Annotated in this window: 15 protein-coding genes and 1 riboswitch; all 15 genes read right to left on the bottom strand. The window is 38.6% G+C overall.

The window, feature by feature from the left end; all coding sequences use genetic code 11:
* Window positions 1-21: 21 nt before the first annotated feature.
* The 15 genes from RV13_RS16355 to RV13_RS16280 all read right to left on the bottom strand — a co-directional run bounded on the left by RV13_RS16355 (window position 22) and on the right by RV13_RS16280 (window position 21,241).
* Window positions 22-3,444, bottom strand: coding sequence for a pyruvate carboxylase (locus RV13_RS16355; protein ID WP_010744917.1), 3,423 nt, complete (start codon window positions 3,442-3,444; stop codon window positions 22-24).
* A 5-nt stretch (window positions 3,445-3,449) separates the two neighbouring features.
* Window positions 3,450-4,640, bottom strand: a complete 1,191-nt coding sequence (locus tag RV13_RS16350; protein WP_010744918.1) for an FtsW/RodA/SpoVE family cell cycle protein — start codon at window positions 4,638-4,640, stop codon at window positions 3,450-3,452.
* Between the two features lie 3 nt (window positions 4,641-4,643).
* Window positions 4,644-4,946, bottom strand: a complete 303-nt coding sequence (locus tag RV13_RS16345) for an Fpa/YlaN family protein (protein ID WP_010744919.1) — start codon at window positions 4,944-4,946, stop codon at window positions 4,644-4,646.
* 467 nt (window positions 4,947-5,413) lie between these two features.
* The gene (locus RV13_RS16340) at window positions 5,414-6,040 is read right to left on the bottom strand and encodes a DUF2922 family protein (RefSeq protein WP_028020684.1); all 627 of its coding nucleotides are present in this window, start codon (window positions 6,038-6,040) and stop codon (window positions 5,414-5,416) included.
* 47 nt (window positions 6,041-6,087) lie between these two features.
* Window positions 6,088-6,474, bottom strand: coding sequence for a hypothetical protein (locus RV13_RS16335; protein WP_010744921.1), 387 nt, complete (start codon window positions 6,472-6,474; stop codon window positions 6,088-6,090).
* Between the two features lie 271 nt (window positions 6,475-6,745).
* A complete protein-coding gene (gene typA, locus RV13_RS16330; RefSeq protein ID WP_010744922.1) occupies window positions 6,746-8,587 on the bottom strand; it encodes a translational GTPase TypA in 1,842 nt (613 codons plus the stop codon).
* 111 nt (window positions 8,588-8,698) lie between these two features.
* Window positions 8,699-9,463, bottom strand: a complete 765-nt coding sequence (locus RV13_RS16325) for an inositol monophosphatase family protein (RefSeq protein WP_010744923.1) — start codon at window positions 9,461-9,463, stop codon at window positions 8,699-8,701.
* A 62-nt stretch (window positions 9,464-9,525) separates the two neighbouring features.
* Window positions 9,526-9,795, bottom strand: a complete 270-nt coding sequence (locus tag RV13_RS16320) for a UPF0223 family protein (RefSeq protein ID WP_010744924.1) — start codon at window positions 9,793-9,795, stop codon at window positions 9,526-9,528.
* Window positions 9,796-10,523: 728 nt separating this feature from the next.
* Complete coding sequence (gene lpdA, locus RV13_RS16310; protein WP_010744925.1) at window positions 10,524-11,930, bottom strand: dihydrolipoyl dehydrogenase; 1,407 nt, start codon at window positions 11,928-11,930, stop codon at window positions 10,524-10,526.
* 7 nt (window positions 11,931-11,937) lie between these two features.
* Window positions 11,938-13,593 (bottom strand): dihydrolipoyllysine-residue acetyltransferase, encoded by a 1,656-nt coding sequence (locus RV13_RS16305; protein WP_010744926.1) that lies wholly within the window; start codon window positions 13,591-13,593, stop codon window positions 11,938-11,940.
* A gap of 19 nt (window positions 13,594-13,612) precedes the next feature.
* Window positions 13,613-14,590, bottom strand: a complete 978-nt coding sequence (locus RV13_RS16300) for an alpha-ketoacid dehydrogenase subunit beta (RefSeq protein WP_010744927.1) — start codon at window positions 14,588-14,590, stop codon at window positions 13,613-13,615.
* Window positions 14,591-14,592: 2 nt separating this feature from the next.
* Window positions 14,593-15,702: a pyruvate dehydrogenase (acetyl-transferring) E1 component subunit alpha gene (gene pdhA, locus RV13_RS16295; protein WP_010744928.1), complete on the bottom strand. Its 1,110-nt coding sequence runs from the start codon at window positions 15,700-15,702 to the stop codon at window positions 14,593-14,595.
* Between the two features lie 391 nt (window positions 15,703-16,093).
* On the bottom strand, window positions 16,094-18,700 hold the full coding sequence (mgtA, locus tag RV13_RS16290) for a magnesium-translocating P-type ATPase (RefSeq protein WP_010744929.1): 2,607 nt from the start codon (window positions 18,698-18,700) through the stop codon (window positions 16,094-16,096).
* A gap of 194 nt (window positions 18,701-18,894) precedes the next feature.
* Window positions 18,895-19,051: riboswitch (M-box (ykoK) riboswitch) on the bottom strand.
* 37 nt (window positions 19,052-19,088) lie between these two features.
* Entirely contained in the window at window positions 19,089-19,820 is a 732-nt protein-coding gene (locus RV13_RS16285; protein WP_010744930.1) for a nitroreductase family protein, read from the bottom strand.
* An 11-nt stretch (window positions 19,821-19,831) separates the two neighbouring features.
* On the bottom strand, window positions 19,832-21,241 hold the full coding sequence (locus RV13_RS16280; RefSeq protein ID WP_249024490.1) for an aminotransferase-like domain-containing protein: 1,410 nt from the start codon (window positions 21,239-21,241) through the stop codon (window positions 19,832-19,834).
* Window positions 21,242-21,372: the final 131 nt, after the last annotated feature.

The following is a 21,372-nucleotide window of genomic DNA, read 5'->3' as shown; positions in this document are numbered from 1 at the left end:
CTCATACTAAACAAAATCAAACTATTTTTCTTTCACTTCAATTAATAAGTCTCCAGATGTAATACTTTCCCCTTCCTCCACATATAGGTGTGAGACTTTTCCAGCGAAACGAGCATCAATGGAGGTTTCCATTTTCATCGCTTCTGTAATCAATAACGGTTGTCCTTTTTCAACATGATCGCCCTTCTCAACAAGAACTTTCAATACTGAACCTGTCATTGTCGCACCAATCTGTTCACGATTTGTCGGCTCTACTTTACGTTTCGTTTGGACAGCACTCTTGATTGACGCATCCTTAACAAGTATTTCACGACGTTGACCATTCAAGTTAAAGAACAATGTCCGGTTTCCTTCAACATCCGCTTCACCGATTTCATCTAAGCGAATAATCAAAGTTTTTCCCTTTTCGATTTGAACGGTAATTGTTTCCCCTAATCGCATACCACTAAAGAAGGTTGGTGTATCTAACAAAGTAACGTCCGCAAACTGTCCATAGGATTTTTGATAGTCTAAGAAAACTTGTGGATACATTAAGTAGCTTAATACATCCGTTTTACTAGGTTCAAAGCCGATTAATTCTTGTAACTCTTTTTTCACTTTATCAAATTTTACTGGTTCAGCAAACTTACCTGGACGTTCCTGCATCGCAGGACGGCCTTGTAAAATGATCTGCTGTAATTTCTCGGGGAATCCGCCAACTGGCTGTCCTAGCTCGCCTTGGAAGAAGCTGACTACTGAATCAGGATAACTTAACTCATCGCCACGATAATAAATATCTTGTTCTGTCAGCTCATTTTGTACCATGAATAAAGCCATATCACCCACAACTTTAGAGGATGGTGTTACTTTTACAATGTCACCAAACATCATATTAACCGTTTGATACATTTCTTTGATTTCATCCCATTTTTCGCCTAGACCTACAGCTTTTGCCTGCTGCTGCAGATTCGAATATTGTCCACCAGGCATTTCGTGGTTATATACCTCTGTCTGAGCAGCCATAATTCCATTTTCAAAGCTTGCATAGTATGGGCGAACATCTTCCCAATAATGATTCAATTGACGAACATTCTTCAGATTCAGATCCGGTGTACGTTCTCCATATTGAAGCGCATAATATAAACTGCTCATACTTGGCTGACTCGTTGCCCCACTCATCGCACTTGTAGCAACGTCTACGATATCTACCCCAGCTTTAACAGCGGCAGACAATGTAATAATTCCGTTTCCAGCAGTATCATGAGTATGCAAATGAATCGGCAAATCGGTTGTTTCTTTCAGTTCACTAATTAAGCGGAAAGCTGCCTGAGGTTTTAACAATCCGGCCATGTCCTTGATCGCAATCATATGTGCACCGATTGCTTCCAATTCTTTAGCCATATCTCTATAGTATTGAACATTATATTTTGTGCGGCTTGGATCTAAAATATCTCCTGTGTAGCAAATCGTTCCCTCAGCAATTTTTCCAGCATCACGTACGTACTGAATACTTTTTTCCATTTGAGGAATCCAATTCAAGCTGTCAAAAATACGGAAAACATCGATTCCATGATATGCCGCTTCTTTAATGAATTCTTCCAAAACATTATCTGGATAATTTGAGTACCCTACTGCATTTGATCCACGAAACAGCATTTGCAATAACGTGTTTGGCATTGCTTTACGTAATAATTTCAAACGTTTCCAAGGATCTTCTGTTAAGAAGCGGTAAGCCACATCAAAGGTCGCTCCCCCCCACATTTCACTTGAGAACAATTCAGGAATTCCTTCACCCGTAGCTTGAGCAACATTTAATAAATCATGTGTTCTGACACGCGTTGCAAGTAAACTTTGATGGGCATCACGGAAGGTCGTATCAGTAAGCAACACGGAGTCTTGTTTTTTAACCCAATTAGCTACCGCCTCTGGTCCTTCTTTGTCTAAAACATTCTTAGCAGTAACCATTTCTTTTTTCTCAATTTTTGGTGTTCGAGGTGTTTCAAAATAGCGTTTTTCTTGTTTTTCAATTCCTGGAAAACCATTCACTGTGATTTCTGAAATATAGCGCATTGTTTTATTTCCACGGTCGCGAACACGCGGAAACTCAAATAATTCAGGTGTATTATCAATAAACGTCGTTTTCGCATCTCCGCTTTGGAACACAGGATGACTGATGACATTGTGCATAAACGGAATATTGGTTTTCACTCCACGAATTCGGAACTCAATCAAGCAACGTTGCATTTTTTCAATGGCTTGATCAAAATTCAATGCATGGGTACATACTTTTACTAATAAAGAATCAAAGTATGGTGTTACAGTTGCTCCTGCATAGGCATTTCCTACATCTAGACGTACACCAAAACCACCTGGTGAACGGTAAGTATCAATTTTCCCAGTATCAGGCATGAAGCCATTTAATGGATCTTCCGTGGTTACTCGGCATTGGATTGCCGCACCTGACATTTGGATGTCTTTTTGTTCTGGTAAACCAATCTCTTTGTGCAGGTCTTTTCCTTGAGCGATTAGCAATTGCGAAGTAACAATATCCACTCCAGTGATTAATTCAGTAATTGTGTGCTCAACCTGGACACGAGGATTTACCTCGATGAAATAAAAATTATCACCTTCAACTAAGAATTCGACGGTACCAGCATTTACATAGCCCACGTGTTTCATTAATTGAACGGCCGCTTGACAGATTTTTTCTCGTTGTTCATCAGTTAATGAAATACACGGTGCGACTTCAACAACTTTTTGATGTCGTCGTTGAACAGAACAATCACGTTCGAATAAATGAAGAACATTTCCCTTTGTGTCACCTAAAATTTGTACTTCAATATGCTTAGGATTGGCAACATATTTTTCGACGTAGATTTCATCGTTACCGAAAGCCGCTTTCGCTTCACTTTTGGCACGATCATACCCTTCACGTGCTTCTTTTTCATCATGTGCTACCCGCATTCCACGACCCCCACCGCCTAAAGCGGCTTTGATCATGATTGGATAACCGTGTGATTCAGCAAATTCTAAAACACCTTCAACTGTGTCGACCGGACCATCAGAACCTGGAATTGACGGAATTCCTGCTTCTAACGCGGCAGTCTTTGCTTTGATTTTATCGCCGAAAATATCTAAATGGTGCAACTCGGGCCCAACAAAAATTAGTCCCTCTTCCCGACAGCGCTTCGCGAACTCAAGGTTTTCAGAGAGGAAGCCGTAACCTGGATGAATCGCATCCACTTTTGCTTCTTTCGCCACCCGAATAATATCTTCAATATCCAAGTAGGCATCAATCGGTTTCTTCCCTTTTCCGACTAAATATGCCTCATCTGATTTGAAGCGGTGAACGGAATACTGATCCTCTTCAGCAAAGATCGCCACCGTTTTAATGTTTAACTCACTACACGCACGAAACACCCGCGTTGCAATTTCTCCTCTATTTGCTACCAATACCTTTTTCATGCACTTCACTCCTGACTTTTTAAGTATTCATACTCGATTGCGAGTTTTGTCCGTTTTTCATCCGCACTAATATTTAATGCAAAAGCTACGCCCACTGACAATACAAGTAAGCTGTTTCCTCCTTGACTCAAGAATGGGAACGTGATCCCAGTCAATGGAATAATTCCTAAAATACCACCAAGATTAATAAAAACTTGTAATAACAACAAACTTCCAATACCGATACAAATCAGCGAATTGAAAGGTTTTTTCGAACGAATCCCAACCAAGTAAATTCGTGCGATCATAAAAATTAAAATTGCTAATATAATTAAAGCGCCGATCAAACCAACTTCTTCTATTACTATAGAAAAGATGAAGTCCGTATGAGCTTCACTTAAAAAACCTTTTTTCTCAATACTATTTCCCAGTCCACGGCCAAACCAGCCACCATTAAACATAGCGTAATAACCGTTGACCATTTGATGTCCTTGATCTAGCTCATATTTGAAGGGGTTTTTAAAACTCTCAAATCGACTGACGATATATTGGAGCTTCCCTGGAAAAATTGCTTCACCAAAATGCGTTAAAAATTCAATAACAAGAAAACTTCCAACTATTCCTGCACCACCAACAATCAAACTATAAACCCAGTTAACTCCGCTAGCCAGAAGCAAGATCAACGCAAGCAATGTGATAATAGCGGCATTTCCCATGTCTGGTTGAACGGCTACTAAAAAAATCATTGCAAAAACCAGCATTAGTGGACGTTTCATATCTGTCACGAAATTTTCTTGAATCGTATCTTGACGCTTCGACAAGATATAAGACAAATACCAAACGACCATAATTTTCAAATACTCAGCCGGCTGCATACTAAATGATCCGATCCGAATCCAACCTTTAGCGCCATTTACTTCATCACCAATAAAAAAGACAACAATCAACAAGATGAATATGAAATAAGTCGCAATAATAATTAGCTGCTGACTTTTCAATACATCTGTTTTCATCTTGTACATCAAACTGATCATAATTAAACTTAAAACCCAAAAAATTCCTTGGTTCATCACCAGGCTTGTTGGGTTCACATCATTTGTAATCAGCAAATAGGAAGTTGAACTGTAAACAAAAATCAATCCGATCACAGTTAAAATCAAATAAGGAATCAAAATACTATAATCTAAAAAATGTCGTTTCTTTATCTTCGTTGGCAAGGGTTAAGCCTCCCAGCCGGCATCCGTCAGATCCTGACGAGTTTCGTACAATTCCGTATATAAACGATTTAACTCTGCTTCCAGTTCACTAAGCATTTGCTGCCCTTCTCCGCGCTTCAAGATACCTACTTTTTCAGCAAAGAATACTTGACGTGAGAAGCCATACATTTGTGTATCAACGACTTCTTCAAAAGCTTTACATTGAGAGATACACAAACTATTCGTTTGATTGCGAATCAAAAGCTTGATTCGATCAGCATCTTCTTGCAACACTTTAATGGCAAAATCAGAAGAAATATTTTCCATTCTGCTTCCCTCCTATCTTGATTTCAACATTATAACATAGAAAAAAATTAAAAAGGGAAAAAATACGTGAGACTAAGCTTTTTCTAAACTCTTTGTTCGGATTTTGACTTTTACACAGCCTGTAGAATATTACAAAGAGATTACAACCCAGAAACTTTATATGAAAGCGCGAAAAATCAATTCTTTTTGCAACCCTCCCTGTGAAACAAAGCTTTCATATGAAACATAACAGTTTTTTATAATTTCCAATTCTACAGTTTAACAATACGTTGATTAGATTTTGATCGAAGCGATGACAATCGTTCCTTACCGCGACTTATTCACTGAACATTTTTTTAATCCTAAGCACGACAAATAGCCTACTAATTTAGTAGGCAAAAAATCAACTATTCAATTAATAAAGATCAGCTTACTATGAATCTACCATATACCAAAGTTGGATTTTTTTATTAAGCAATTACCATGAGTTATTCTCGTTTGCGAATATGATCTAGTAGACGCTTTCGTCTTTTTTTTAGATATTCAGGTGGCTTCTGGAAGAGCTTCTCATTCGCCTTTTCCTCTGTTATTCTTTGAATCAGTACGAGTCGCGAGGGACTTGTGCTGTCATCTATACGAATATCCTCCAATGTGGCTCCAGCAGTTACGCAAGCAGAGATTATCACCAGTGCTTGACTATCAGTCAGCTCCCTTGGATCAATGTCGCGAGGGAATTCAATTGCTCGTACTAGAACATCTGCTTGTGGTCTTTCTTCCGTAATTACTAAGTCTTCAGGAATGCAGATATCTGCTAATGTCTGTTCAGTTTGTAACACCTGCGCTAGTGTTTCTGTTTCTTGGATGTTAGCATCAGCAGTTTTTGACACCTCAATATCTTTTGAATCGAAGATCGGTGTTTCCCGTTTTTCAATCATCTTTGCATGTAAAACTTTATGAAATAAGCCTATACCATCTTTTTCAAAGAGGTTTAGCTTTGTTAATTTTTCTAAAGAAGCTCTGATTTCTCCGGCTGTTTTCCTTGGGTCGAATCCTTTTAAACGAAGATGTTGACTCTTGCCGTTCGTGTTCGCAAATTCAGCATCTAATGTATACATTCATTCTTTCCCTTCTTTTTTAATTTTTCTAATCTTCTTGATTATCGTCATGAACCAACTAATCCAGCTAACGGCTGTTTAATAATCTGCGTAAATATTTTTTTAAGCTTGTCAGCAAGATATGTTTTTGCAGGGAATAGCTTTATCAACAATAAGCGCCATTCTCTCTTTTCAAAATATTCGGTAAAAAAAATGTAATAGCGGCGCAATGTCGCATTAGATCTAGTTCGTAAAAAGATGTAGTGAACCAAATCAGCAAGCATAAAAGAAAAATCCTCTTCACACAACTCTTCTCTCACTTGAAGCGCTACCAATAATTGGATCGCGCTATTTCCATCTTTCGTATCTTTGTAAAAGTGCTTGATTCTTTTTTCTAAAGTCCTGCGCTTTATTGAAAAAAGCTGCTCCTTTTTTAATCCATGTTCCTCTACCATGATTTATCTCCTTATTTCATTCATTTCTCTCAATTAAACATCGCAATCAAAATTCCAATCACCAGCTAAAACGCTCCCTACACCTCACAAAAATAACATAAACTATTTCTCACAAAACATCATGCCAGATTTTTTAAAATAATTAACATATAAGAATTGATCTTATTAAAAAAAATAAAATCAAGGTTTTGATTACTATAAAATAATCATGATAATTTAGAAATTAAAAAAGACCACACATAAAGTGTGATCTTCAATCAAAGCAATGTTCTTATTCTGCAGCTAATTTGCGTTTCTTCGCTGCTTTTTCACGTTCTGATTTATTTAAAATCTGTTTACGTAAACGAATCGATTCTGGTGTAATTTCACAGTATTCATCATCATTCAAGAACTCTAACGACTCTTCCAAGGTTAAAATTCGTGGTTTTTTGATAACCGATGTTTGGTCTTTTGTAGCGGAACGAACGTTGGTCATTTGTTTAGCTTTTGTAATGTTAACACCTAAGTCTTTATCACGACTGTTTTCACCAACAATCATACCCTCATATACTTCTGTCGTTGGTTCGACAAAAACTGTTCCACGTTCTTCAACACTCATAATAGAGTACATTGTAGCTTTTCCATTATCAACAGAAACTAACGCACCATTACGACGTCCACCAATCACTCCTTGGATCAATGGTAGGTATTGGTCAAATGTGTGGTTCATAATACCATACCCACGCGTCATTGATAAGAATTCAGTAGTGAATCCAATCAAACCACGAGCTGGTGCCAAAAAGACCAAACGGACTTGACCGTTTCCTGAATGGATCATATCTTGCATTTCAGCTTTACGTTGCCCTAATGCTTCAATTACACTCCCCATATATTCTTCTGGAGTATCGATTTGTACACGTTCAAACGGTTCACATTTCACACCATCTACGATTCTTTCGATAACTTCTGGACGAGAAACTTGTAATTCATATCCTTCACGACGCATATTTTCGATCAAGATTGATAAGTGCAATTCCCCACGCCCTGAAACAGTCCATGCATCTGGTGAATCGGTATTTTCAACGCGAAGTGAAACGTCTGTATGCAATTCTGACATTAAGCGTTCTTCGATTTTACGAGCAGTCACATATTTACCCTCACGACCAGCAAATGGTGAATTATTCACTAAGAAAGTCATTTGCAAAGTTGGTTCATCAATATGCAGAATTGGTAATGCTTCTTGATGGTCAACAGGCGTCACTGTTTCTCCAACGAAAATATCCTCCATACCAGAAACAGCAATCAAATCTCCTGCTTTTGCTTCTTGAACTTCTAAACGCTGCAAGCCAAAGAAACCAAAGATTTTTGTAACGCGGAAATTCTTAATTGAACCATCAAGCTTCATAACAGAAACTTGATCGCCGACTTTCATCTTTCCACGGAAGATACGTCCGATACCAATACGGCCTACGTAGTCATTGTAATCCAACAATGAAACTTGGAATTGTAATGGCTCATCACTATTATCAACAGGAGCAGGAATTTTTTCAACAATCGTATCAAAAACAGGAGCCATTGTTGGTTCTTGTTCTGCAGGATCATCGGATAAACTAGATGTTCCGTTAATCGCTGAAGCGTAAATAACTGGGAAATCTAATTGATCATCATCTGCACCTAATTCGATAAATAATTCTAATACTTCATCTACAACTTCTTCTGGACGAGCAGAAGGTTTGTCAATTTTATTTACAACAACGATTGGTGTTAAATGTTGCTCCAATGCTTTTTTCAATACGAAACGTGTTTGCGGCATCGTACCTTCATAAGCATCTACAACTAATAGTACGCCATCAACCATTTTCATGATACGTTCCACTTCACCACCGAAATCGGCGTGTCCTGGTGTGTCCATAATGTTGATCTTGTAGTCTTTATAGTTTACAGCAGTATTTTTCGCTAAGATCGTGATACCACGTTCTTTTTCTAATGCATTTGAATCCATTGCACGTTCTTGTAGGCTAACGTGGCTGTCAAGGGTATCAGATTGTTTAAGCATTTCATCAACTAGTGTTGTTTTACCATGGTCGACGTGGGCAATAATGGCCACGTTGCGGATATCTTCTCTGTAATTCAATTTTAATTGCTCCTTTTCTTGTAACGCGAGACTCACTCGATTGACAATTATAACAGAAAATCATTAAGAGTGTTAGTAAAACATTTTCATTTTTTCAGAAAAAGTATTTTCTTAACGATTGTCTTCATCAAACGCTTGGATTTCAGCCATCGCGGCCTGAGTTGCACCAATAAAAAACTCCCGACCTTGGAAGCTTAAGGGCTTTTGATTTTTTCCTGTAAAGCTCATTCCTAACTGCTCCATCATAATCGTTCCCGCTGCATAGTCCCACGGACTCAACATACTGACATAACCAATTTGAGTTCCCTTTATTATTGCGATGAAGTCTAACCCGGCGCACCCTAAAACACGAATCCCCATAGACGCTTGTCCAATTTCTTGCGCATGGTAACTATTTTTACGGTACAGCGCGGCATTCATACCAATTAACCCTTCTCTTAACGACTGATTTTCAGGGGCTGAAATTTCTTCTTGATTAAAGAAGACTTTCCCAACTTTTGGTCCACCCCAAAAAAGTTCATCTCGCATCACATCATAAATAAATCCTAATTGTCCTTTTCCCTCTTCGTAGACAGCAATCATGATACAAAAATTTTCTCGCTGCATGACAAAATTTAGTGTTCCGTCAATTGGATCAATGACAAAAACACGTCCTTTATCGATTGGTGTCTGATCCTGTCCGTTTTCTTCTCCTAAAATCAGAGCCTCTGGATCAAAAGCATTAATTTTTTCAACAATAAAATCTTGAACCTCTTTATCAACATTTGTCACTAAATCGGTTCGTCCATTTTTTTGGTCCACTTTTAGTGCGTCACCTAATCCTGATTTAATTATTTCAGCCGCCTCATAAATCCAACTAATAATTTCTTTTTCCATCTTGATAATCTCTCCTAGCTAAGTTTTGATTGCCACCATGAATAAGTATTAAATAGAAAATATTACATTTTAAAGCGTTTTGTCGTTGTTGCTTTTGCTTTTTGTAATGTTCGATAAATAGAATAATCGCTAACCTCTTGAAAATCACGACCTATTCGTTTTTCTTCTCCGATACTTTTAACAACTGTTTTGAATTTTTTATAGCCTTCTAAAAAGACTTCTTTATCAACACCGTTTTCGTTCGCTTCTTCTACTAAATTCAGAAAGTTGATAACAATCACGATTTCTTCATGTGTCCAATCTTCATCAATTGGATAACTATAATTTGCCATTGATCCACACTCCATTCCAAATTAGTTTACCATAGAATCATCGAAACTTTTGCTTATGGACCATCCTGTTCGTCTACTATATTTAGTTGGTTTGCTCAGACTCTGCTAAAGTTGACTGATAGAGAATATTCAAACGGTTGCCATAATTTGTATAGCCACAAACATTCACAAAAATATCGATGATTCGTTCACATTGATCCTGTCCTTTTGAATCATGCTTTTTTACTAAAAGCAAACCATAAATGAACTTTGCATACAAATCATAGTGAATATATTTCAAATCACGATTGGGCGTTAAATAGCTGAGATACTCTACTAAAATTTTCTCTGCAGAAACTAGATGAACTTCCTGATGATTTGATTTGCCCCTACTGTCTTCTCGCCAGATCTATTAATTTAAGGAAGAAACGAGTAGATAAAAATCGGCAATATTTTTGGAACGACTTTTATTAAGAAAAGACTTGAAATACCATGTCGCACAGATACAAGTTTCGTTTATCCATCTTGAATGAAGTAGCTATTGCCTAGATCAGCAGTTATTTTGGGTAAAAAAGCAGCACTAAACTAGTGTGCACGGATCAATAGAACACTCTTGATTGTGATAAGTTTAAGTTAGTATTTCTATTGAAAAAATCTTCTTCTGAAAAAGCATATTGATAAGGGGGAACGTTTCAGACTGTAAAAAAAAGCCAAAATCCACTAATAATTAGGATTTTGGCTCTCTCTTTTTAAATATGGATTGGCATACCTAAAGCTAATTCAGAAGCATCCATAACAATTTCACCTAATGATGGGTGTGGGTGGATGGTTAAAGCAATATCTTCGGCATTCATACCAGATTCGATGGCTAACGCCAATTCAGAAATCATATCACTCGCTCCAACACCAGCAATTTGACCGCCAATGATGACATTGTCTTCTACGGTAGTTACTAAACGAATGAATCCTTCTGTTTTACCTAAAGATAGGGCGCGGCCATTTCCAGAGAATGGGAATTTGAACGCTTTTGCTTCTAATCCAGCTTCTTTTGCTTCCTTGATCGTCATTCCAACAGTAGCTAATTCTGGATCAGTAAAAGCTACTGCGGGCATTGCTTTATAGTCCACTACAACTTTCTTGCCAGAGATTGCTTCCGCTGCGATTTTCGCTTCGTAGCTTGCTTTATGAGCTAAAGCAGCTCCAGGAACTATGTCGCCAATGGCATAGATGCTAGGCACGTTTGTACGTCCTTGTTTGTCGACTGGAATCAATCCTCGATCTGTCATTTCAACACCCGCTTGTTCTAAGCCCATGTCATTTGTATTCGGACGGCGACCGACAGTTACCATCACATAATCAGCATCAACCGTTTCTTCTTTGCCGTCAACTTCATAACGAACCGTTACACTATCACCATTATCAACAGCTTCACGAGCCATTGCAGAGGTCACGACTTTAATTCCTTTTTGTTTGAAATCTTTTTCAACAAGTTGCACCATGTCTTTTTCATAAGTAGGCAAAATTTGTGGTGTACCTTCAACAATTGTCACTTCAGCACCTAGATTGGCATATGCGCCACCTAGTTCAGCACCGATAACGCCACCGCCAATAATGACAAGTTTTTCTGGAACTTCTGCTAAGGCTAAGCCGCCAGTAGAATCTAATACGCGACCACCGAATTTAAAGCCGGGGATCTCGATTGGACGAGAACCTGTTGCGACAATTGCATTATTAAATGAGTAAGTTTGAGCAGAATCAGGGTGAATTACTCGTAAAGTTTTGTCATCTACAAAGAATGCTTCCCCTTCGATAATTTCTACTTTGTGTTTTTTCAATAAAAATTTAACACCTGAAGTTAATTTATTAACGACTTCATTTTCTTTCCACTCTTGTGTTTTCGTGAAATCCAATTTGACTTTTTCACTTGTGACACCAAACATTGATGAATCAAGTGAGTCTTGGTAATGATGTCCCGCAGAAATTAGCGCTTTTGACGGAACACAACCGACGTTTAAACACACGCCTCCAATATATTCACGCTCAATAATCGCTACCTTCTGTCCCATTTCAGCGGCGCGGATAGCGGCAACATAGCCGCCAGGTCCAGCACCGATTACAACTGTATCTAATTCAATGGCAAAATCTCCAACTACCATGATTTTATCATCCTTCCATTAATAATAATTCTGGATCAGCCAATAAACGTTTAATATTGTTCATAGCTTTTTGTGCTGTCGCACCATCAACGATACGATGGTCGAAGCTTAATGAAAGTTTCATTACACGGCCAACCGCTAATTCGCCTTCATCGTTAACGATTGGTTGTTGTGCAATCGTACCAACGCCAAGAATCGCAACTTCAGGGTAGTTGATTACTGGAGTAAACCAGCCACCGCCTACAGAACCAATATTTGAGATTGTGATCGTCCCATTCCGCATATCATCCGCAGATAACTTACCGTCATGTGCCAATGCTGCTTTTTCATTAATTTCATCTGCAATTTTAAACATACCTTTTGTATCAGCATTTTTGACGTTTGGTACATATAAACCATGATCAGTATCTGTCGCAATACCAATGTTGTAGTAATTTTTATAGACAATTTCTTGAGCTGCATCATCGATTGATGCATTCAAGACTGGGTATTTTTTCACTGTTGCTGTTAAAGCTTTCACCACGTAAGGCAAGAACGTTAATTTTGTTCCGTTGTCTAAAGCTACTTGCTTGAATTTCTTACGATGATCCCAAAGCTTAGACACTTCTACTTCGTCATGCAGAGTTACATGAGGTGCAGTATGTTTGCTGTTAACCATTGCTTTAGCAATCGCTTTACGGGTTGGTGTCAATTTCTCACGAGTTTCCATTTCACCCATATTTGACGTAAATGGTTGAGCAGGTTTCTCAGCTATCACTGGTGAACTTGCTGATGAAGCAGCTGTTTCAGTTGATTTTACTTCTGATTTGGTTGGTTCAGTTTGTCCACCGCCGGAAATAAATGTATCGATATCTTCCTTAAGGACACGTCCACCTTTTCCAGTAGCAGTTACCTGGCTAATATCCACATCTTTCTCACGTGCGTATTGACGAACGGACGGCATTGCTAAGACGCGTTTATCTGGATTACTTGCTTCTACAACTGAAGTGTTTCCTTTCGCTTCAGCTTTTGGCGCCTCCGTTGGTACAGATGCTTCGCTTGAAGAAGCACTTGAATCATTGTGTCCAGGTGCATCAATTTCGACTAAAACGTCTCCAACATTGGCAACTGTTCCTTCATCAACAATGATTTTCTTGATTGTCCCTGTTACTGGAGAGGGAATTTCTTCCACTGATTTGTCGTTTTGAACTTCTAATAAAGTATCGTCTTCTTCGATCTTATCGCCAGCTTTAACGAACCACTTAACGATTTCGCCTTCCGCAATGCCTTCACCAATATCGGGTAATTTGAATTGGAAAACTCCGCCGCCCTCATTAGAACTGCTGCTCTCACTTGATCCGCTTTCGACCGTTGGTTCAGCCGCTGGCGCTTCTGGTGTTTGCGATTCTGCTGCAACACCTGCGTCCCCTTCATTATCTTCATGACCAGGTGCATCGATTTCAACTAAAACGTCACCGACATTCGCAACTGTTCCTTCATCAACAATGATTTTTTTGATTGTTCCTGTTACAGGAGAGGGAATTTCTTCCACTGATTTATCATTTTGTACTTCTAATAAAGTGTCATCTTCGTTAATTGTATCGCCAGCTTTGACGAACCATTTGACGATCTCACCTTCAGCAATGCCTTCACCGATGTCAGGCAGTTTAAATTGGTAAGCCATTTTTTTTCGCTCCTTTAGTTTAAAATTCTACGATTTCTTTTACTTTTGCTTCGATATCTGCTGCGTTTGGCAACCAGATACCTTCCGCTTGTCCAAATGGGAAAATCGTATCTGGAGCAGAAACCCGCCCGATTGGTGCTTCTAATGAAAGAATTGCCCGTTCTGAGATTTCTGAAATTACTTGTGCAGAAACGCCTGCTTGTTTTTGCGCTTCTTGAACAACAACGACACGACCAGTCTTCTCTACTGATTTAATGATTGTTTCAACATCAAGAGGAGCTACTGTCCGCAAGTCAATAATTTCTGCATTAATATTTTCTTTTGCTAAATTGTCAGCAGCTTTAATTGCTTCACGAACCATCGCGCCATAAGTAATAATTGAAACATCTGATCCTTCCTTAGTTACAGCTGCTTTGTCTAGAGGTACTTCATAAATTCCTTCTGGAACTTCTTCACGGAATGAACGGTAAAGCTTCATATGTTCTAAGAAGACTACCGGGTCGTTATTTCTGATTGATGCGATCAATAGTCCTTTTGCGTCATAAGGGTTTGATGGAATAACTACACGCAGACCTGGTGATTGTGCCATTAAACCTTCTAAATTATCTGAGTGGAGTTCTGGTGTATGAACGCCGCCACCGAATGGTGCACGAATCGTGATCGGTAAATTCCGAGTATTTCCCATGCGATAACGAGTCCGAGCCATTTGTCCGACAATTTCATCCATCGCTTCAAATACAAAACCAAAGAATTGAATCTCTGGAACTGGACGGAAGCCTTGCAATGCTAAGCCAAAACCAAGTCCCGCAATACCAGATTCAGCTAATGGCGTATCGAAAACTTGATCTTCACCGAATTTCTCTTGCAATCCCTCAGTGGCACGAAAAACGCCTCCGTTCTTCCCAACGTCTTCACCGAAAATTAATACTTCTTTATCTTTTTCAAGCATCAGAGCTAAGGCATCTGTAATTGCTTGTATCATTGTTTTTTGTGCCATGATTATTTCGACTCCTTCGCTTCATAGAATTCAATTTGCTCTTTAATGTTTTGTGGCTGTACCTCATACATGTTTTTCAAGAAATCAGAAACTTTCTGCTTTGGTACACGGTCGGCATCAGTAATCGCTTGTTTAATTTCTTCTTTTGTTGCTTCGATCACTTTTTCTTCTTGCTCTTCTGACCATAAGCCTTTTTCTGTCAGATATTTACGGAATCGAACCAATGGATCTTTCTTTGTCCATTCATCATCCATTTCTTTTGAACGGTAACGTGTTGGGTCATCACCAGATAGCGTGTGTGGACCATATCTGTAAGTCAAAGTTTCAATTAACACTGGACCATTGCCGTTTGCTGCCCACTCACGTGCTTTTTTAGAAACGTAATAGACTGCTAATGGATCCATTCCGTCAACCTGAATACCAGGAATTCCTGCTGCCACTGATTTTTGAGCTAACGTTTTTGCTGCGGATTGTTTTTCACGAGGAGTAGAAATCGCAAATCCGTTATTTTGAATATAAAATACAGCGTTTGCATGATAAGCACCGGCAAAGTTAATTGCTTCATAGAAATCACCCTGTGATGAACCACCATCGCCTGTATAAGTGAAAACAACGTTTTTGCTGTTACGTTTCTTCAGTCCTAAAGCAACACCAGCCGCTTGAACATATTGCGCACCTATAATGATTTGTGGAGGCAATGCTTGCAAATCCACTGGATAGTTATTTCCTGCAACATGACCTCGAGACCATAAGAAAGCCTCTGCTAATGGTAGTCCGTGTTTGATCAATTGTGGTACATCACGATAACCTGGTAATAAAACGTCTTCTTTTTCAAATGCAAAGTGACTAGCTAATTGGCTAGCTTCTTGTCCAGCAGTTGGCGCGAAAAATCCTAAACGTCCTTGACGATTTAATGCAGTCGAACGTTGGTCTAGCACTCGAGACCAAACCATCGAAGTCATTAATTCTACAAGTTCATCATCGGATAGCTCAGGAACTAGGTTTTCATTTACAATTTTCCCGTCCTCATCCAGCGCTTGGTACACGGGAAAATCCGCGTTTACATCTTTTAGTAAGGCTTCAAAATCAATCGTTAACTCTTTTTCTGCCATGGTGTACACTTTCCTCTCTTAAATAAATTAAGTCTTGTTGTCAGTGCAACAGCAAGTCAATCTGTATTATTGCTATTGCTCCTTCCATTCTAAATTAGCATTTTTGTATTCAATTGACAACAAACTTGCTCACTAATTCTGAGCGAATTGAAGCGTTTCACATTTTAGGCTTGTGAAATCATGTTCAGCACCCTTTCAATAAGGAATTCTTACCAACCGGACAAAACAATAAGATTAAATCAAAAGGGTATTTAGTTTTATTAAAGCTCTATCGTTTTTAGAATAATTTATAACTAAAACGATTGACTGCACAATCTTTAAAACTTAAATTTTGTTGCCTTTTTTCACAAAAAAAGAAACAGAATGGCAACACAGGCCATTCTGTTATAGTTCAGATCCATTCTTTTGCAATTTTTATATATACGACTTTTCCTAGCTGAGTCGCCAACATGTAAGCAGCAACGATAATAAGATACCATAACCAATAGCTGCTTGGTAAATGAACAAAATCAAATTGTTCAGCAATTGGAGTCAAAACAACTAATGCTCCGACAACAACAGCCATCAGTAAACTGGCAAAAACTTGTGGTGCTGGACGACTTTGGATAAATGGAATTTTCTTCGTTCTTACCATTAAAACAACCAATGCTTGTGTGGTAAGACCGATCATAAACCACCCGGTTTGGAAAAGGTTTTGTGCACCAACTGTATTGGCACCAAAAATGAACCACATGACTAAGAAAGTAATTATGTCGAAAACTGAGCTGATCGGACCAATACAGACAGTGAATTTCAATAGACCGGTAGTTTCCCATTTAGTTGGAGCCTGTAACTCCTCATCATCCACATTGTCCCAAGGAATTGTTAGTTGTGCAAAATCATAGATTAAATTTTGCAATAGTAATTGAATTGACAGCATAGGTAAAAATGGTAAAAACGCGCTAGCAATTAGAATAGAAAATACGTTTCCGAAATTTGAACTAATAGTGATTTTAATGTATTTCATCATATTACTAAATACTCGGCGGCCTTCAATAACACCACTTTCTAAAACGCCTAGACTTTTTTCTAGTAGGATGATTGAACTGGCATCCTTAGTGATATCTGCCGCTGTGTCCACCGAAATTCCGACATCAGCTTTTCGTAAGGCTGGCGCATCATTGATTCCATCCCCCATGAAACCCACCGTGTGTCCCTTAGTTTGTAGCGATTCAATGATTCGTGATTTTTGCATAGGGTTTAACTTGGCAAACAGATTGATTTTTTCTGCTGCTTGATACAGCTCTTCATCTGACATTTCATCAATTTGATTCCCTAATACAAAATCATCCGCAGGAATACCAACATCTTGGCATACTTTTTGAGCAACGATTGCATTATCCCCTGTCAAAACCTTCACTGTTACACCGTGTTGTTGGAGCGATTTAATTGCTGGTTTAGCTGATGCCTTTGCTGGATCAAGGAACCCCATAAAACCGATTAATGTCATATCTTTTTCATCATCCGTTGAATAAATAGGTTCATCATGGGCATCTCGCCGCACAGCAACCGTGATTACTCGCATACCTTGACGATTCATTTTCTCGTTAACAATCTGTAACTGTTGGCGGATATCTGGCGTTAATTCTAAAATTTCCCCATTTATTTCAACATATTTGCAGATTGCTGCCATTTCTTCAACAGCGCCCTTAGTGATCATTAGTTGATGCTCATCCGTCTTCATTACGACAGTTAAACGCCGACGAGAAAAATCAAATGGTATCTCATCAATTTTCTGAACCGCTCGATAAGGCAAATGACGATTTTGCTCTTCAAAATAATTAATTACCGCGATGTCCATCAAATTTTTCCACCCTGTCTGATAGGTAGAATTCATAAAAGCCAAGTCCAAAACTTGTTCATTTTCATTTCCTAAAGGGTCTAAATGCTGTACTAATACAACGCGATCTTCCGTAATAGTTCCCGTTTTATCTGTACATAAAACATCCATACTACCTAGATTTTGAATCGAAGCTAATTCTTTCACAATGACTTTATGCTTCGAAAGAGTTAATGCCCCCTTCGCCAAATTTGAGCTTACTATCATTGGGAGCATTTCAGGTGTCAAGCCCACTGCAACTGCAATTGCAAAGAAGAAGGCACTACTCCAATCCCCCTTAGTAAATCCGTTAATTAAAAACACTAAGGGAAACAGAACCATAACCATACGCAGCAGCAACTTACTAACTTTTGATAATCCAATATCAAAAGAAGTCTTGCCACGTTTCGATGTCGCATTTTTAGCGATATCACCAAAGAACGTTTGCTGACCTGTCTTTAGAATAATAGCTTTTCCTTGACCACTTAACACGTCAGTTCCCATAAATACTAAATTGGTTAAGTCTAATGCGGTTGTTTCTTCGTTTATTTCCGTCTCATCTGAAAGATATTTTTCGACAGGCATTGATTCTCCCGTTAACGAGGATTGATTGACGAAGAGATCCTTCGTCCAGATTAACACCGCATCTGCTGGAATCATGTCTCCAGTCGCTAACGTCAGAATGTCACCAGGAACTACTTCGTCCATCGGAATTTCCTTTGTTTCTCCATTACGTGTGATCGCAGCGGTATTTTCAATCATTTCCTTTAATTCAATACTCGCCTTTTGTGAGCGATATTCTTGAATGAACGTAATCAAAACACTAGCCAAGATCATGATCGTCATCACAATTGAGGCCTCAATATCATTTGTCAACAATGAAACGATGGCTAAAAGCGCTAAAACATAGACAAAAGGATCGTTGAAAGCCTGCAAAAATAATAAAATACCAGGTGTCGGCTTCTGCGCAGAAACTTCATTAGGTCCATACTCCTCCAAACGACTTTGCGCATCCTCCTCTGATAGTCCCTGAAGAGATGTTCGCAAATTAAGGAATAAGTCACGATCAGATAAAATTGCTAATTTTTTTAACTCTTGATCTTTATTGATTTTGCGAGCAAGAAGGCCTTTTTTGTTCATCATAGTTTTTCCTCCTAAAATTCAAGGCAGCCAAAGCCGCCCAGTTATTCTTACTTTTCGGTCGACTATCTTCAAGGTCCATCTTCCTCACATCCTTTCATTATTCTTTGGCGATATTAAGCAACCTAACATGCTTACAGGTTTAACTGACAGAAAAAAAGCGCACACTCGAAAATGAGCACGCGCGAAAATTCAATCATGTTCATCGTCGAGCTTTAGCACTATAGGGCGTAGACAAAATTTGTCAGCTACGTTATGAATCACCTTCACGATGATTCCTGTTTNGCGTCTCTCGACATTTTTGGGCAGTAGCCTGTGTCCGTATAGGAGCCTCACCTAACAATTATTCTTATTTACATCCTTACTATATGTCAGTTAACTCTCGGTGTCAAACATTAGATTGAAAAAACTTTTTCATTTTCAGAAACTCATCGACCTTTTTATTTGGGGAACTGCTAAAGTAATCTGCAAATTTTTTACTCCACAGTTTCGTTTCGCGAGCTTCTGCAAATTTTTCCATCGTATCATCATACTCTTCTATTAACTGATAGTCATAATCTTGGTACGTGTCATAGTGTACAATTGCCTGTTCTGGCAAACGAGGTTTGATTTTCATTTCCACATTGGGCTTTCCAATGCTCAAGCCAGCAACAGGAAAGACGAAATCAGGTAAATCCAACAAATTGCTTACTTCTGGAATATCTTTTCTAATCGATCCAACGACTACAGAACCTAATCCTAAAGATTCAGTGGCGATTACTGCATTTTCCAGGGCTAAAGCAGCATCGGTTACTGCTGTGATCAACGGATCTATACCTTCATTAATGCGATAACCCACTTCATAATGTTTAGCGACCTTCTCTGTTCTTTTTAAATCAGCTACGAATACAAGAAAAACCGAACTTTTAAGCATGTGTGGATTCCCTGGATTCAGTTCAACAAGCTTTTCTCTAATTTTCCGATCTCGTACCACGATAATGCTGTACATTTGACCATTCATCCAACTCGGTGCTTGACGACTTGCGTTCAAAATTTTTTGTAATTCTTCCTCTGATAATTGATAGTTTTCGTCAAAATTACGATACGTTCGGTGTGTCTGTAAACTCTTTAATGCATCCATTTAATTCCTCCTTAGCTCTCTAGAAATCTTCTGTAGTTTTTCGAAAAAAATTGCTGTGCTTTTTCTGATAGTCGAGTATAATTCACTCTCATTGCCATTGTATCACTACTAAAAAGAAATGCGGGGGCAATTAATATTTTTTCTCTTAGGAAAATATCCCAGTCTTTTCTGAACAATTTTTGATGCCGCCAAGTAAAATAAACATAGATTCCGCCTTCAATTTTAGAAATTATCCAATCCTCTGAAATACTATCAGCTAATGAAACAAATAAGTTTGCACGTTTCTTTAATTTACTTACTAATTCTTTCTGATTCCGTTCAAACTGTGAATCAGTCAAAGCGGTATGGGCGATCACCTGTGGAAAAACGCTGATGGAAAAATCCATCATTTGCTTGGCCTCGGATAATCGTTGAATTAAATCCCGATCAGCCACAATCCAGCCAATTTTGATAGAAGAACCAAAAATTTTAGATAACGAGCCTAGATGAATCACTTGATGTGGCGCAAGTTCCTTCAACGAAGGAGGGATGAGGTTAAAATTCATCTCACTGAATACTTCATCCTCGACAATTGGTAGCTGGTATTTTTGACTGAGCTCAATCAATTGCCTTCTGCGACTTTCTGACATTGTCTTCCCCGTCGGATTTTGAAAAGTTGGATTAAGGATAATTAGTTTTATTTTTTTGGTGAGAATTAATTGCTCTAACTTATCGATCTTCATTCCTTCGTTATCCATCTCTACACCATACAGTTTAATACCTGCAGTTGCGAAAATCGGTAATGAGTATAAAAAAGATGGATCCTCGATAGCTACGCTGTCTCCGCTCTGCAGCATTACCTGAAGCAGTAAGAACATTGCCTGCTGTGCGCCTGAGGTGATCAAGACTTGGTCCGAAAAAACATCAATTTTCTGTTCTATTTTTATTTTCTGACAAATAATCTGCTGCAAAGGTCGATATCCCAAAGGGCTTTGTTTTCTTTCTTCTAAAAGTAATTCTTCCCAGGTGTAAGAAGGGAAGCGAAAATCAGGAATCAAATTTAAGGGGAGTTCTCCTGAGTAAAGATCAAGTGCTTCAGAATCAGACAATAAAAGTTGTAATTTTTCCAGAAAAGGTTCTCTAGGATGTGATTCCTGTGTAAAAAAACTGCGCCAATCAACCCTTGGTATCGTACTTCTTCCCCAATTCCCCTCATTAACTATTGTCCCACTACCCTGTCGCCGCAATACCCAGCCCAGACTAACCAACTCATCCAAAGCGTGAACGACTGTCGATCGATTTACATTATAATATGTAGCCAATTTACGCTCCGACGGCAACCGATCTCCTGGTTGCAGAGTGCCTTCTTGAATATAGGAAATAATTTGTTCCATAATTTGTTGATATATCGGTATTTTTGTTTTTTCTGATAGCTCCCACATAGAAATCCCTCATTTATTATTGGATGACTCAACGCTAACCCAATTCAATAAAAGAGTCAAGATAATTAAAAAACTCATACTATTATTAGTATGAGTTCAAATAATAGGCTCTATAATATCTAGTGTTGGTG

Origin of the sequence: Enterococcus raffinosus, from assembly GCF_001886185.1 — a bacterium.
GTDB lineage: Bacteria > Bacillota > Bacilli > Lactobacillales > Enterococcaceae > Enterococcus_A > Enterococcus_A raffinosus.
Note: the sequence above shows the minus strand (reverse complement) of the source record. Positions and strands in the feature narration are given on the sequence as shown.